15 protein-coding genes and 1 pseudogene are annotated in these 14,191 nt (G+C 55.3%); 13 read left to right on the top strand and 3 right to left on the bottom strand.

Annotated elements, in window-relative coordinates; all coding sequences use genetic code 11:
• Positions 1-4: 4 nt before the first annotated feature.
• The gene (locus Abci_RS11555) at positions 5-880 is read right to left on the bottom strand and encodes a methyltransferase domain-containing protein (RefSeq protein ID WP_048839318.1); all 876 of its coding nucleotides are present in this window, start codon (positions 878-880) and stop codon (positions 5-7) included.
• A gap of 50 nt (positions 881-930) precedes the next feature.
• Here Abci_RS11555 and Abci_RS14190 point away from each other — a divergent pair.
• The 6 genes and pseudogenes from Abci_RS14190 to Abci_RS11530 all read left to right on the top strand — a co-directional run.
• Positions 931-1,164 (top strand): annotated as a pseudogene (locus Abci_RS14190) (double zinc ribbon domain-containing protein); the annotation flags it as partial.
• A 138-nt stretch (positions 1,165-1,302) separates the two neighbouring features.
• On the top strand, positions 1,303-1,740 hold the full coding sequence (locus tag Abci_RS14185; RefSeq protein ID WP_244877669.1) for a ComF family protein: 438 nt from the start codon (positions 1,303-1,305) through the stop codon (positions 1,738-1,740).
• Between the two features lie 65 nt (positions 1,741-1,805).
• A complete protein-coding gene (gene grxC / locus Abci_RS11545) occupies positions 1,806-2,066 on the top strand; it encodes a glutaredoxin 3 (protein WP_048839316.1) in 261 nt (86 codons plus the stop codon).
• Between the two features lie 25 nt (positions 2,067-2,091).
• The gene (locus Abci_RS11540; RefSeq protein WP_048839315.1) at positions 2,092-2,559 is read left to right on the top strand and encodes a DUF1178 family protein; all 468 of its coding nucleotides are present in this window, start codon (positions 2,092-2,094) and stop codon (positions 2,557-2,559) included.
• A gap of 65 nt (positions 2,560-2,624) precedes the next feature.
• On the top strand, positions 2,625-3,101 hold the full coding sequence (locus tag Abci_RS11535; RefSeq protein WP_244877660.1) for a DUF2147 domain-containing protein: 477 nt from the start codon (positions 2,625-2,627) through the stop codon (positions 3,099-3,101).
• Positions 3,102-3,139: 38 nt separating this feature from the next.
• Positions 3,140-4,402: a lactonase family protein gene (locus tag Abci_RS11530; RefSeq protein WP_048839418.1), complete on the top strand. Its 1,263-nt coding sequence runs from the start codon at positions 3,140-3,142 to the stop codon at positions 4,400-4,402.
• Between the two features lie 2 nt (positions 4,403-4,404).
• Here the strand turns inward: Abci_RS11530 and ubiG are convergent, their stop codons facing one another.
• The gene (ubiG, locus tag Abci_RS11525; RefSeq protein ID WP_048839313.1) at positions 4,405-5,145 is read right to left on the bottom strand and encodes a bifunctional 2-polyprenyl-6-hydroxyphenol methylase/3-demethylubiquinol 3-O-methyltransferase UbiG; all 741 of its coding nucleotides are present in this window, start codon (positions 5,143-5,145) and stop codon (positions 4,405-4,407) included.
• A 174-nt stretch (positions 5,146-5,319) separates the two neighbouring features.
• Between ubiG and Abci_RS11520 the strand changes: the two genes are divergently transcribed.
• The 6 genes from Abci_RS11520 (at position 5,320) to prfA (ending at position 12,675) form a co-directional block, all read left to right on the top strand.
• A complete protein-coding gene (locus Abci_RS11520) occupies positions 5,320-6,573 on the top strand; it encodes an aspartate kinase (RefSeq protein ID WP_048839312.1) in 1,254 nt (417 codons plus the stop codon).
• A gap of 4 nt (positions 6,574-6,577) precedes the next feature.
• Positions 6,578-7,651, top strand: a complete 1,074-nt coding sequence (locus Abci_RS11515) for an NAD(P)H-dependent flavin oxidoreductase (RefSeq protein ID WP_048839417.1) — start codon at positions 6,578-6,580, stop codon at positions 7,649-7,651.
• Entirely contained in the window at positions 7,644-8,927 is a 1,284-nt protein-coding gene (locus Abci_RS11510; RefSeq protein ID WP_244877659.1) for a helix-turn-helix domain-containing protein, read from the top strand. Before Abci_RS11515 ends, Abci_RS11510 begins: the two co-directional genes overlap by 8 nt.
• A 132-nt stretch (positions 8,928-9,059) precedes the next feature.
• Positions 9,060-10,220, top strand: a complete 1,161-nt coding sequence (gene ispG, locus Abci_RS11505) for a flavodoxin-dependent (E)-4-hydroxy-3-methylbut-2-enyl-diphosphate synthase (RefSeq protein ID WP_048839311.1) — start codon at positions 9,060-9,062, stop codon at positions 10,218-10,220.
• 134 nt (positions 10,221-10,354) lie between these two features.
• Positions 10,355-11,620: a histidine--tRNA ligase gene (gene hisS / locus Abci_RS11500; protein WP_048839310.1), complete on the top strand. Its 1,266-nt coding sequence runs from the start codon at positions 10,355-10,357 to the stop codon at positions 11,618-11,620.
• A complete protein-coding gene (prfA, locus tag Abci_RS11495) occupies positions 11,617-12,675 on the top strand; it encodes a peptide chain release factor 1 (protein WP_048839309.1) in 1,059 nt (352 codons plus the stop codon). Before hisS ends, prfA begins: the two co-directional genes overlap by 4 nt.
• Before the next feature lie 21 nt (positions 12,676-12,696).
• On the opposite strand, the gene Abci_RS11490 is transcribed toward prfA, so the two are convergent.
• Entirely contained in the window at positions 12,697-13,155 is a 459-nt protein-coding gene (locus Abci_RS11490; protein WP_048839308.1) for a hypothetical protein, read from the bottom strand.
• A 33-nt stretch (positions 13,156-13,188) separates the two neighbouring features.
• On the opposite strand from Abci_RS11490, the gene prmC reads away from it, so the two are divergent.
• On the top strand, positions 13,189-14,064 hold the full coding sequence (gene prmC / locus Abci_RS11485) for a peptide chain release factor N(5)-glutamine methyltransferase (RefSeq protein WP_048839307.1): 876 nt from the start codon (positions 13,189-13,191) through the stop codon (positions 14,062-14,064).
• Positions 14,065-14,191: the final 127 nt, after the last annotated feature.

The following is a 14,191-nucleotide window of genomic DNA, read 5'->3' as shown; positions in this document are numbered from 1 at the left end:
TCTCTCATTCTGGATCAGGCAGGTTTGTAAGAGTGGACGCTAAAGACTGCGTAAAGGCACCGGGTTGGAGCGGCTGAGGCTGGGTCTTATCAGGTGCCCATGCTGTCAGGATCGCCATTTGTAATGGCATGGTAAAAGACCCATCTGATGCCGTGCGTATTTCCGCCCCGGCCGCCGGGAACAACATACGCGGGGGTGGTGTATGGCTGCGCAGGGCCAGCGCATTTGTCTCACCCGCTGCGCGTAGGTCCTGTAACAGTCCTGCCAGAGAGGTGTAGCGGAGGGGTAAAACCTCAGCATCCACTACTGGCAGCGCAAACCCTGCGCGTTGAAGCAGACCCGCACAGCTAGGCAGTGTAGGAAGGGGTGAGACCCGGGGAGAGAGGCCGTCTGATAACGCCAGTTCAGCCATCTCCAGAGCCTGCTTCAGGGTTCTGAGCGTTGGCAGGATAGGCAGTGCTGCCAGAAAAAGACCATCTGGCTTTAGAATTTGGCGTATCTGCGCAAAAGTGCCCGGCAGGTCATTCACCCAGTGCAGTGAGAGGTTTGCGACAACCAGATCGAAGCTATGAGGCGCAAAAGGTAGAAACTCCTCATCAGCGCAAACCGTTTCTATGTTGAAAAAATGCGTTTTGCGCGCAAGGCTAAAGGCGCTTTCACATTGTACGACATCAATCCCACGATCGAGCAGGCGAGGGGCCACAAAGCCCCTGCCGCCAATATCCAAAGCCGTGTCAAATGTGCGGGTAACGTCAGCCAGACGTTCCATCAGGATGTCTGCTGCCGCCTCAAAAATAGGGGCAACTTTGTGTTGCGTGTATGCTGCACGATTGCGATGCTGGCGGACCGCTGCACGGTCAAAGATAATGGGAGCGTCCATGCTTTCAAACCTGCGCTTCTCTCGCCTGTTTGCCAAGGGTCTATAATGTAATGGTGGGGCAAGGCGGGCAGAGCTGGGTTTTAGGGCGGTTGTTTAAACAGGGCTGGGGGGTGGTGCTTGACGCGTTATACCCTCCGTCCTGCCTGTTATGCGGTGCAGAAACGCACAAGGCAGGCCTTATCTGCTCAGACTGTTTTGTGCGTGTGACGCCTGTTAGTGCGCCATTTTGCAAAAAATGCGGCACGCCACAACCTTCTGCGGCTTATCTGAATAGTCAGGGGGCATGTGCAGTGTGTGAGCGGCATCCACTCATGTGGTCTCAAGCTCGTGCGGCGTTTGTTTATGACAAAGCAATCAGAGAGCTTATCCTTCAGTTAAAATATGCAGACCGACAGGAGAACGCCTCTTTTTTGGGAGAGCATATGGCCCGCGCTGGGCATGGTCTTATTCACTTGGAGAGTATTATTACTCCGGTACCTGCGCATAAACGCCGGTTGCGGCAGCGTAGATACAATCAGGCGGCTCTCTTGGCGCAGGTTATTGCACGTAAAAGCGCGGCACACTATGTCCCTGATATGTTGGAGCGCACACGGGCTACCACGCGTCTTTCCGGATTTTCCCGTCGAGAGAGATATGAGGAAATGAAGGAGGCGATACAGGTCAGGCCACATATGCTGCGCCGCGTAGCAGGGCGGCATATCGTGTTGGTGGATGATCTTTTGACGACCGGTGCCACCGCATCCGTAAGTGCTCAGGCGTTGCTGGAGAACGGAGCGGCTTCGGTTTGTCTGCTTGTGGCGGCCTTAGTGCCCATGCAAAAAGAGATTGACCTTGATTCTCCAATAGCGGAAACCGCCTGACATGTATTTCAGGCATCACGGACCACTCTTTGGTGCCGGATCATTCAGGAAAGAGGGGAAATTCCATGCCATCCATCGAAATTTATACCCAGCCCGGTTGCCCCTTTTGCGTGCGGGCTGTGCAGCTTTTGCGGAGCAAGAATGTTGATTTCAAGGAAATCAATGCGCCCCGCGGCACAGCTGAGCGCCAGCAGGCTTACGAGCGTTCAGGCGGTGGAACCACTGTGCCGCAGACTTTTGTGGACGGGGAGTGCCTTGGTGGGTGCGATAACCTGATGGCGCTTGAGCGGCAGGGCAAGCTGGACGCTGCGTTAGGGCTCGCCTAGGTTAAACGCAGGGAAATAACGTGCCATGATCTGCTACCGTTTGCGGTGTCAGCATGACCATCAGTTTGAAGGCTGGTATAAGGACAGTGCAACATTTGCCATGTTGCAACAGAAAGGCCTGCTGGCTTGTCCAGAGTGTGGGGATGCAGAGGTACAACAGGCGCTAATGGCGCCTGCTATTGCCAAAAGCGGGGTGGTGGCACCACAGGCTGAGCGACCAGCTCCTCCGCCGGAGCCGGGAGGGCAGATGCCTGATCTGGGTAAAGGCATATCTGACCAGGCAGTGGTCGCGTTGCAGAAGATGCGGCAGGCGGTAGAGCAAAACTGCGAAAATATGAAAGACCAGTTTGCGCGGGAAGCTTTACGTATCCATCATGGAGAAGCGCCAGAGCGTGGTATTTATGGCAGTGCTACAGAGCACGAGCAGGATATGCTGCGCGAAGAGGGAGTAAATGTGCTTGCCCTGCCGTGGGTAAGGCGTGCAGACAGCTGACAATTATGAGGATCTGCTTGGCGGAGAGGCTCCTTCGGCAGAAATAGACAATGGAGAAGGCCAGAGTGAGCAGAAACATAAAGCGTCTTGCAGCATTTCTGTGCCTGTTTCTGGGGTGTTATACGGTTCTGTTTCCCGGTGCAGCTCATGCAGAAACACACCCGGAAGCTGCGTTTATGGGATACTGGCTGAGCCAGGGCCATGACGGCGTGTTCAAAATTGATCGCTGCGGTGACACGGTCTGTGGCCATCTGGTCGGCTTACAGTACGATGGCACAAACGTGCCGCATGACAAAGCGGGTGACACAATGTGCAACCTGCTGATGTTGACGGATTTTAAGGCTTCCTCCGACGATGCTGGTCGATGGAATGGTAAAATCCTCGATCCTGATACAGGGCATATTTATCAGGCGCAGATCTGGTCACCACGGCAGGATGTGCTGAAGCTGCGCGGGTATATTGGCCTGCCACTGTTTGGGGAAACCCAGACATGGACACGGTATAACGGAACGCTGGGTCCTGTATGCAAAATGCCGCACTAGGCAAATCTGGAACCAAGAAGAACAAGGCAGTTTCCTGTATGACGCACTCTCTTTCTCGCCGTCTGTTTGGGTTGGGGGGCATGGCCGGTGCATTGGTTGTGACAACCAATGCTGCCAGTGCTGCCGATGATACAGCCAAAGCACCGACCCAAAGTGAAGGACAGCCTAAAGAGCGTACATTCTGCTATGTGGGCGGCTACACAAAACATGGCCCACCTGGCGGGAATGGAGACGGCATTACGGTTTTTGAGATGGACCGTAAAACAGGCGGCCTCACCAGCCTGATGACGTTTACGGATATCGCCAGCCCTTCTTACATTGTTCTTTCCCCTGACCGCCGTTTTTTATATGCGGTGAGTGAAATTGATGATTTTGATGCAACACACAGTGGCTCTGTGACGGCATTTTCAATCAATCACTCAACAGGTGCGCTAACAAAGCTCAATACTGTTGCGTCAGGCGGGGCCAATCCTGCGCATTTGAGTGTGCATCCTTCCGGGCGCTACGTGTTTGTGGCAAACTATACCGGCGGGACGGTGGGGGTTCTGCACGTTCTGGCAGATGGTTCCCTGGGGCGCATGACAGAGCTTGTTCATAATAGTGGCCCAAGAATGCCAGATCGTGCGGCAGATAACCCGCCCGGAAATTTTGCGATCAGTGACCACTCCTCAGCTCACCCTCATATGGTCAAAAGTGACCCGAGCGGAAAATATGTGCTGGTGATGGATGCTGGGCTAGACCGGGTTTATGTCTGGAACATCAACAGCAATACGGGAAAGCTGACGCCAGCGGCTGTTCCGTTTACGCCCATGACTCCGGGGTCAGCTCCACGGCATTTCGAATTCGGGGCGGACGGCAAAAAGCTCTATCTGCTGTGCGAGCAGGACTCAAAAGTGGTAGTGGCGGATTTTGACCCCAAAACAGGCAAAATTTCACCCCAGCAGAGTGTCAGCAGCCTGACAGCCCATTTTCATGGGAGTACGCTTGCCGCAGGCATTCTCCTCTCTCCTGACGAGCATTTTCTTTACGTATCAAACCGCTTGGGGGATTCTCTTGCTGTTTTTCAGGTTGCCCAGGATGGCAGCCTGACTTTGGTGGACGAGATCTGGACTCACGCTGATTACGGGCGCGCTCTCATGTTCGATCCGTCTGGCAGCTATTTGTATGTTGCAAACCAGAGGAGCGATTCCATCACGTCTTTCCGTGTGGATAAAACAACAGGAAAAATCAGTTTTACATGGGACTTTACACCAATTGGTAGCCCCACCTGTTTTGAATTTCTGACCCTTCCTGCTGCCTGAACTCAGAGTTTCCGGAATGCGGCAATATAGTTGACATCCAGATTCCGGCTTTCTTTCCAGCCTGATAAGGATGGCACCATGCCAGCAATGGCCTGTATGGACAGGTTGGCATGGCGGGCGTAGCGCCCGAGTTCTGCCGGGGTGATGAATTTGCGCCACGTGTGTGTGCCAACGGGCAGAAGACGCAGCAAATATTCGGCCCCGATCTTGCCAACGGCAAGGGATTTCAGGGTACGGTTCATGGTGGAAACGATCACAACGCCGCCTGGCTCTACCAGATCAGACAGCATGGCCATAAATTGTTCAGGATCAGTGACATGCTCGATAATTTCCAGAGCAATCACGGCATCAAACTTACGCTGCTCCGTTACCAGTTCTTCAGCACTGCCGACACGGTAGGCAAGCGGGCCGGAGCCATCGGGTAGCGGGTTGTTTTCCAAGTGTGCACGCCCGGCCTGAATACCGTTGGGTGATGCATCCAGCCCCAGTACATCATGTCCTGCTTTTGCCAGGGCCTCGCTTGCAAGGCCTGCTCCACACCCAATATCCAGCACTCTCACGCGTCTGCTGTGCTGCCCCTGAAGGGGCAGATGCCGACAGGCCCAGTCAATGCGCAATGCGTTCATGGCGTGCAGGGGGCGCATGGGGCCGGAGGGGTCCCACCATTTTTCTGCCAGAGCACCAAAACGCGCAATTTCTTCAGGTGAGACGGAGGATTCAGCGCCGTGGCTGGAGGGTTGCATGGAACAAAATTCCTTATCCACTGATCTCCCCCGCTGGACGAGAGGGGGCCGACAGGGCTATGTGACGCGCCTTGTGGAGCTTCGCAACCGTCCTTTTGTACCTTTCACACTTGCAGGTGGAGCGGTAGGAGCAAAAAGCGGTCTGTTTACGGCCTGTTCTGGTGGAGAAAAAATATGCCCGGTTCCGTACCTCGGATCGTCATGAAGTTTGGCGGAACGTCCGTGGGGGATATTGAGCGCATCAAGGCCGTGGCCGCGCGTGTCAAGAAACAGAAAGACGCTGGCTGTGATGTGCTGGTGGTTGTGTCCGCCATGGCAGGGGAAACCAACAAGCTGGTTGGCTTTTGCGATGCCCTGTCAGACCTGCATGACCCCTGCGAGTATGACTCCATTGTGTCCACCGGTGAAATGGTAACCAGCGGCCTGTTGGCTATTGCCCTTCAGAAGCTGGGCGTGAACTCCCGCTCTTTTGCCGGGTGGCAGGTTCCCATTCGTACCGACTCGGTGCATGGCAAGGCCAGCCTGGATACGATTGATGGTGCTCATCTGCTGGGGTGCATGGCTGAAGGCACTGTGCCCGTGGTGGCTGGCTTTCAGGGCGTAGGCCCAGATGGCCGCGTAACCACGCTGGGCCGGGGCGGGTCCGACACATCCGCAGTGGCCCTTGCTGCGGCTATTAAAGCAGACCGTTGTGACATTTATACGGATGTGGATGGAATTTACACGACCGACCCGCGCATTGTGAGCAAAGCGCGCAAGCTTGAAAAAATTACTTACGAAGAAATGCTGGAACTGGCCTCTGTCGGGGCTAAGGTGCTGCAGACACGCAGTGTCGGGCTTGCCATGCGCGAGGGCGTGCGTGTGCAGGTTCTTTCCAGTTTTGAAGATGGACCGGCTCTGGTTGAAGGTGAACTCCCAGGCTCTCTGGTAGTGGATGAGGACGAGATAGTGGAAAAGAAACTGGTGACCGGCATTGCGTATTCTCGTGATGAAGCCAAGCTGTCTGTACGGCGTATTCCTGACCGTCCGGGTATTGCTGCCGCCATTTTTGGCCCTTTGAGTGAAGCCAATGTGAATGTGGACATGATTGTGCAGAGCACCGGGGCGGATGGCACCACAAACATGACCTTCACAACCAGCAAGACAGACCTGCCAAGGGCTATCAGCACGCTGGAAAGTGTGCGTGGCGCCGTGCAGTACGAAGAACTGGCAACCGATGCGGACGTGGTGAAAATCAGTGTTGTAGGGACCGGTATGCGGTCTCACGCAGGGGTGGCAAGCACCATGTTCCGGACGCTGTCAGAGCGCTCCATCAATATTCAGGTTATCTCCACCAGCGAGATCAAGGTGTCTGTGCTGGTCTCCGCCGAGTACGCCGAGCTTGCGGTGCGTGCCCTGCACACTGCGTACGGACTGGATGAAGCCTGAGATTATGACACAGCCCCTTACCACTGCCCCAACTGACGCAGAGAAGCTTGCCGCCCGTAAACAGTGGGATCACCTCTGCAAGCGCGGCACAGATTTTCTGGGTACCCAATACGCTATTCTCGCCGGGGCCATGTCCTGGGTGAGTGAGCGTCATCTGGTTTCGGCTATTTCCAACGCGGGTGGCTTTGGGGTGATTGCCTGCGGTGCCATGCAACCTGAGCGTCTGGCTGAGGAAATTGCTGCTACCCGCGCCATGACCGACAAGCCCTTTGGCGTGAACCTTATCACCATGCATCCGCAGCTTCTTGAGTTGGTGGATGTCTGCTTGCAGGCAGGTGTCGGGCATATTGTTCTTGCCGGGGGTATTCCGCCAGGCGCAGCCATCAAGGCAGCCAAGGACGGTGGCGCAAAAGTGATTGCTTTTGCCCCAGCGCTTGTTCTGGCCAAGCGGCTGATAAAAATGGGCGTGGATGCATTGGTAATTGAAGGGGCTGAGGCTGGCGGTCACGTCGGCCCTGTGTCTCTGACCGTGCTGGCGCAGGAAATTCTGCCGCATATTGACCAGGTGCCGGTATTTGTGGCGGGTGGTTTGGGGCGTGGCGATGCCCTGCTGGCTTACCTTGAGCAGGGAGCCGCTGGTGGCCAGTTGGGCACCCGGTTTGCCGCGGCCGCAGAAAGCATCGCGCATGAAAAGTTCAAACATACTTTTGTGCGAGCCAATGCGCGTGATGCTGTGACATCTGTCCAGTTGGATGAGCGTTTTCCAGTTATTCCTGTGAGAGGCCTTGCCAATGAAGGAAGCCGCAAATTTCTGGTGCATCAGGCCGATGTAATCAACCGCTTTCAGAGTGGTGTGGTGTCAAAGGAAGAGGCGCAACTGGAAATTGAACATTTCTGGGCTGGTGCGCTACGCCGTGCTGTAATAGAGGGTGATGTTGAGAGCGGGTCTGTCATGGCCGGACAGTCCGTGGGTTTGGTGAAGGCCGTTCAGCCTGTGGCTGAAATTATTGCAGACCTTGTTGATCAAGCTGTTGAGGCGCTGGTGCGCCAGAAACGGCGTATGGATGCTGATGGCTGAAACCGGTTCTGGCCCCGAGCAGGAGATCCCTGCGGCTTCTTCCTCACTACCTGATGCAGTTAGCCTAGGGGTAGGCAATGCGCTGCGTAAGCGGCGCGAGCAACTGGGCTGGACTCTGCCTCAGGTTGCTGCGTGGCTACGCATTCGCGAATCCTATCTGGAAGCATTGGAGAGTGGGCGGAGTAACGTGTTCCCGGCCGAAGCCTATGCTCTGGGTTTTTTGCGGACCTATGCGGAAGCCATAGGGTTTGATGCGTCCTTCATGGTGGCGCGCTACAGGCTTGAAGGGAAAGGGCTTGTTCGCAAGCCTGAACTGACTTTTCCAGCCCCGCCACCAGACAAACATATACCACCTGCTTTGACGGTATCTTTAGGAATCGCGGTTGTCGTGGGGGCTTATATGGGGTGGTATCACTTCATGGGCCATGCGCCGCCGGTGCCTGAGCATGTGCCGCCTGTTGCGGAGATTATTCCCGGCGAAAAAACGGCAAATGCACCATCACCGCAAGTGGCTTCGCTTTTGCCGGGGGCAGGGTCTTCGCCTTTGCCTACGCCCAAGCCTGTAACGCCGCCTGAAGCCAAGCCGACCGATACCAACGCACCTGAAAAGCCCGGTACAACTGTTCCGGCTGAAGCGTTGTTAGCAGGCGTACAGCAGACACAGCCTACGCAGCCGGTAGAAGCGCCGCCCGCGGCTCCAACAACCGCTGAAGAGCGTGCGGCGAGTGCCCGCCAGATGGCGGTCAAGGCAGACGCGGCAAGCTGGGTGCAGGTTAAGGACTCGACTGGTCGTGTGGTGTATGATCACATCATGCAGTCGGGTGACGTCTGGCTGGTGCCGTCAGAAAGTGCGCCTTACAGCCTGACTGTAGGGAATGCTGGCGGTATTGTTGTGAGTGCTGGTACACAGGTTACGCCGCATCTGGGCCGTAATGGCGCGGTAAGACGCAATCTGGTGCTAACGCCGGAAGTTGTGCTGGATGGTAGTTTGGCGGGCCCTCCAACAACTGCCGCTCTGCCAGTTCCAGTGCCACCCAGTGAACCAACTACGCCCAAGCCGCCTGCTACGGCGCAGAGTGTGGCTCCTTCTGCGGCTACGCCTGAAGCCGGAGTATCTCCTGCGGTGGCCCCTGTTGCTTCTGACGGGAGCGGTCAAAATGCTGCGCCACCTGTTCCGGCCAAGCCTCGGGCTCGTAAGGTTGCGCCGAAACCGGCACCGGAAATGAGTACGGATGATCTGAACGCACGTCAGCTTCAGGGCATAACAGGGCACTGAATGCCTCCAGTGTGCGCTTTCATGTAGCCAACGCACGTTGATTTTGGCAGGAAGGCAACAAACGTAATGGGTGACCGTGCTGCACGGTGCGGTTTGCTCGACTAAACTGTCGTCTCGACAAAAGGATGTAAGATGAGTGGCTACCGGCCTTACCAGCATATCGAGCGTCGGAAATCACGGAAGATCCATGTCGGCAAGGTAGCCGTCGGTGGGGATGCGCCGATTTCCGTGCAGACAATGACCAACACCCTGACCAGCGATGCGCAGGCCACGATCGAACAGATCCGCCGTGCGGAACTGGCTGGTGTTAATATTGTCCGCGTGTCCTGCCCGGATGAAGAAAGCACCGCGGCACTCAAAGAAATTGTACAGGAAGTGAATGTGCCCATCGTGGCTGATATTCATTTCCACTACAAACGTGCCATTGAAGCTGCCAAGGCTGGTGCTGCGTGTCTGCGTATCAATCCCGGTAACATCGGCAGTGCCGAGCGCGTGAAGGAAGTTGTGAACGCAGCCAAGGATTATGGCTGCTCCATCCGCATTGGTGTGAATGCTGGTTCTCTGGAAAAACACCTGCTGGAAAAATATGGTGAGCCCAACCCGGAAGCGCTGGTTGAAAGCGCTCTGGAGCACGCCAAAATTCTGGAAGATCATGACTTCCGTGAGTTCAAGATCAGCGTAAAAGCATCAGACGTCTTTATGGCTGTGGCAGCATACCAGCAACTTGCTGATGCCTGCGACTATCCGCTCCATATCGGTATTACCGAAGCTGGCAGCAAGCGGGCAGGGACAGTGAAATCCTCCATTGGTCTTGGCAATCTGCTGTGGGCTGGTGTGGGTGACACAATGCGTGTTTCCCTCTCTGCCGCGCCGGAAGAAGAAGTGCTGGTCGGGTGGGATATCCTCAAGTCTCTCGGGCTGCGTCATCGTGGTGTGAAAATCATCTCCTGCCCGTCCTGCGCCCGTCAGGGTTTCAACGTGGTTGAAACCGTACAGACGCTGGAAGACCGGCTGGCCCATATTAAAACACCGCTCACGCTCTCCATCATCGGGTGCGTGGTTAATGGCCCGGGTGAAGCCCTGATGACCGATCTGGGGGTGACCGGCGGTGGGTCTGGCCGTCACATGGTCTATTCAGCAGGCAAGCAGGACCACACGATTCCGGGTGCTGACATGATCGAGCATGTGGTTGAACTGGTTGAAGCCCGTGTGGCCGCAATTCAGGAACAGGAAGCCAAGGAAAAAGCTGAAGGTAAAGCGCCTGAGCTTCCTGAGATGTCTTCCGCTAAATAAAAAGCCGGTTGGAGAGTGTGCGGAAGAGTTAAACCGCACACTCACTGCGTTGTCTGAATGTTTTAGAATTTGGGACAGTACCATGCCTGTTATTTTTGGAATGATGGGTGTGGCGTTTAATCAGGGAAAAATCTGTGAGCACCATTCAGTCTGTAAGAGGCACACACGACCTTATTGGTGAAGATCAGCGGCGTTACAGCCATGTGGTGACAACCGCGCGGCATCATGCTGGCCTTTACGGGTTTGAAGAATGGGCTACCCCAATATTTGAAGATACCCGCGTATTCTCTCGGTCTTTGGGGGATACATCGGATGTTGTGTCCAAGGAAATGTATTCCTTCAGTGACCGGGATGGCGATAGCCTTACTCTGCGGCCTGAAGGCACAGCCGCTATCTGCCGTGCGCTGGTGACAAACGGGCTGACGCAATCCCTGCCACAAAAGGCTTTTTATGCGGGCCCCATGTTCCGCTATGAGCGCCCACAGAAAGGCCGCTATCGGCAGTTTCACCAGATTGGTGCGGAACTCATGGGTGCGGCCGAGCCTCTGGCGGACGCTGAGGCTATAGCTCTTGGGTACCAGATTCTCACAGCGCTGGGCGTTGCGGACGATGTAACGCTTGAGCTGAATACCTTAGGGGATACAGCCAGCCGGGATGCGTGGCGTGCGGCATTGGTATCTTATTTCTCCGGGTATAAGGACAAATTATCAGAAGATAGTCTGGCGCGTCTGGAAAAGAACCCACTGCGCATTCTGGATAGCAAAGACGCTGGAGACCGCGCTTTGGTGGCCAATGCCCCAATGATGGCCGAGTACCTTACACCGGATGCAAAAGCGTTCTGGCAGGACTTGCAGGCGACGCTGGATGGGTTTGGTATTGCGTATCAGGTCAACACCAGCATTGTGCGCGGCCTGGACTATTATAACCATACCACCTTTGAGTTTGTGACCCGTAAGCTGGGGTCACAGGGCACGGTTATGGCCGGTGGTCGTTACGACGGTCTGGTACAACAGATGGGTGGGCCAGAAGTACCGTCCATCGGTTGGGCTGCGGGCGTTGAGCGCCTGTCCATGTTGCTCCAGGCGGCACCTGTTGCAGCGCAGTCTGTTGTAATTGTGCCGGTTGGGTCACCAGATCAGGCAGCTCTGTTCCAGATTTTGCAGGGTTTGCGGCAGCAGGGTGTATGCACAGAAATCGGGTATCGTGGTTCCCTGCGCAAACGTATGGAGCGTGCAGGCAAGCAGAACGCAAGCCATGTCCTCTTCGTTGGTGAAGATGAACTGGCGCGGGGTGCTTTCCGCGTTAAGGTCATGGCGACAGGACAGGAAGAAGAAATTTCGCACGCTCGCCTTCTATCTGATGCCAAGGCGGTTTTTGCGACTGGGTCCGTCTCTCCATGACACTTGACGAACGGTTGGACAGAATTGTCAGTCGGGCTCTTGAATTGGAAGCCCTGCTGGCAAGCGGTATTAGTGGAGATGACTTTACGCAGGCCTCACGCGAGTACGGTGAGATTGAACCGGTTGTAGCGCAGATCACCGCGCTCCGGCAGGCTGAGCAGGAAGCGGTCCAGGCTGAGCAGCTTCTCAACGATCCGGAAATGAAGGAACTGGCCGAGGCCGAACTCTATGATGTTCGGGCCCGTTTGCCAGAATTGCACCAGAATGTCCGTCTTGCCATGCTGCCTAAGGATGCTGCGGATGAACGAAGTGCTATTCTGGAAATCCGCCCGGCGGCAGGCGGCGATGAGGCTGCTTTGTTTGCGTCCGAATTGTTTGATCTGTATCGCCGCTACGCTGACCTGAGAGGCTGGCGTTTTTCAGTCATGGAATATGACGAGAGCGAGTTGGGCGGCTTGCGTGTGGGTATTGCAGAAATTACGGGCAAGGGCGTGTTTGCCCGGCTGAAATATGAGTCTGGCGTGCACAGGGTTCAGCGTGTGCCTGCTACGGAAAGCCAGGGGCGTATCCACACTTCAACCGTAACTGTCGCGGTTCTGCCTGAAGCAGAAGAAGTGGACGTTACTGTAGCGGACACGGATTTGCGGATCGATGTGTATCGTGCATCCGGCGCTGGTGGGCAGCACGTTAACAAGACCGAAAGTGCTGTACGTATTACCCACATACCCAGCGGTATTGTGGTGGCCATGCAGGAAGAGAAAAGCCAGCATAAGAACCGTGCAAAAGCCATGAAAATCCTGCGGGCGCGGCTATACGAGCAGGAACGTGCACAGGCCCACGCAACGCGGGCCGCTGACCGGAAGTCTCAGGTTGGTACGGGTGATCGGTCCGAACGCATCAGAACCTACAATTTTCCACAAGGGCGGGTGACGGACCATCGCGTGAATCTGACGCTCTATAAGATCGATAAGATCATGCTTGGCGAGATTGATGACTTTGTGGATGCTCTGACACAGGAAGAGCAGGCTGAACTGCTGGCCGCTGAAGGGTTCTAGTCAGTCTGCGTGCTTGTTGGCCTAACTGACTGGCAGTGCGCACACACCTGAATGGGCTGTGTGGTGCTCGGCAGCGGTGGGGTCATCCGGGTCGAGTAGAAAGAACTCGGTAAAGTTTTCTGAGCCAATACCGTAAAAATGGTGGTGGTCGGGGTTATGCAGTGTGCCATCACTGCTGACCTCATGCGTTTCTACGCGGCCTTCAGGTGTCCGGATGGTGATCTCACCGCACAGGGTATAGCTATGGTCAACACGACCAAGTGGTGTGGTGATTATAACGGTTTTCTCCTGATGACTGTCATCAAGCTTGAAAGAGGCAGCAAGCTTTCCGTCCACATACACTCTGGTCAGTTCGGAAATCTCGGACTCTGCTTTAGTGTCGGTCACAGTGAACTCCCCAGCCCATGCAGGGTTGGGCAGCAAAGCCAACGCTGTAAGGAACAGCGTGGCTAAAGTAGAAAAACTGGTAAAACGGCTCATTGCCTCAGTACCATTCCAAACAAAGGTCACGTCGTGAGTAGAGCAGAAAAACAGAGTGAGTTCCAGCCGTTCGGGGCGCTTCTGGCAGAAGGGGCACGACAACTCGCAGCGGCAGGAATTGACTCGCCACGCCGGGAGAGCCGACTGCTCATGGCACATGCTCTGCACGAAAGTTTGGAACGCCTTATTATGCGCTCTCCGCAGGACCCAGTGCCAGCACAGGCCTTCCTGTCCTATGTCAAACGGCGGGTACAGCGGGAACCTATGGCATTTATTACCGGGGTACAGGGCTTTTGGACGCTGGATATAGGCGTGTCCCCCGCCACGCTTATACCCAGAGCGGATAGTGAGACCGTTATTTCCTGTTTACTTGATCATATGCCTGACCGTGAAAAGCCGCTCTCCATACTTGATCTGGGGACCGGTACAGGATGTCTGCTCCTTGCAGCGCTAAGCGAGTACAGGAATGCTTGGGGGCTAGGGATAGACTTAAACCCGGCTGCTGCGGGTCTTGCTGCTGAAAATGCCAAGCGATGCAAGATGTCAGACCGTGCTTTTTTTATGGCGGGCAGGTGGGATAACGCATTGGCCACGTATCAGTTTGATATTGTGCTCAGCAATCCCCCCTATATCCCGACAGCAGATTTGGCGGAGTTAATGCCCGAGGTCAGGGAGCATGAACCTGTTGCAGCTCTTGACGGAGGAGAAGACGGGATGGAAGCGTACCGTTTTCTGTGTAGTCGACTGCCAGAGCGTTTGACGTCTGAAGGTCTGGCAATTTTTGAAATAGGTATTCACCAGGGGCCAGCACTCAGCCAGATAGCGGAAACCGCTGGTTTTGACACTCTTGAAACCAGAGCGGATTTTGGTGGAATTCCTCGTGCTGTTGTTTTGCAGGGCAGGGTGTAGCGCACGGCATATAAAACAGGTTGGCTTTATGGTGCGAGCTTGCTATGGTTAGGCAGGCTTTTTCCGGATGCAATTGTTTTTATTGCTTGGGTAAAGCCTTAAGGGCCACTGAGTTCAGCACTGGTTT

It is taken from the genome of Acetobacter cibinongensis (genome assembly GCF_000963925.1).
GTDB lineage: Bacteria > Pseudomonadota > Alphaproteobacteria > Acetobacterales > Acetobacteraceae > Acetobacter > Acetobacter cibinongensis.
The sequence above is the reverse complement of the archived record's forward strand: the minus strand, read 5'-3'. Positions and strand labels throughout refer to the sequence as shown.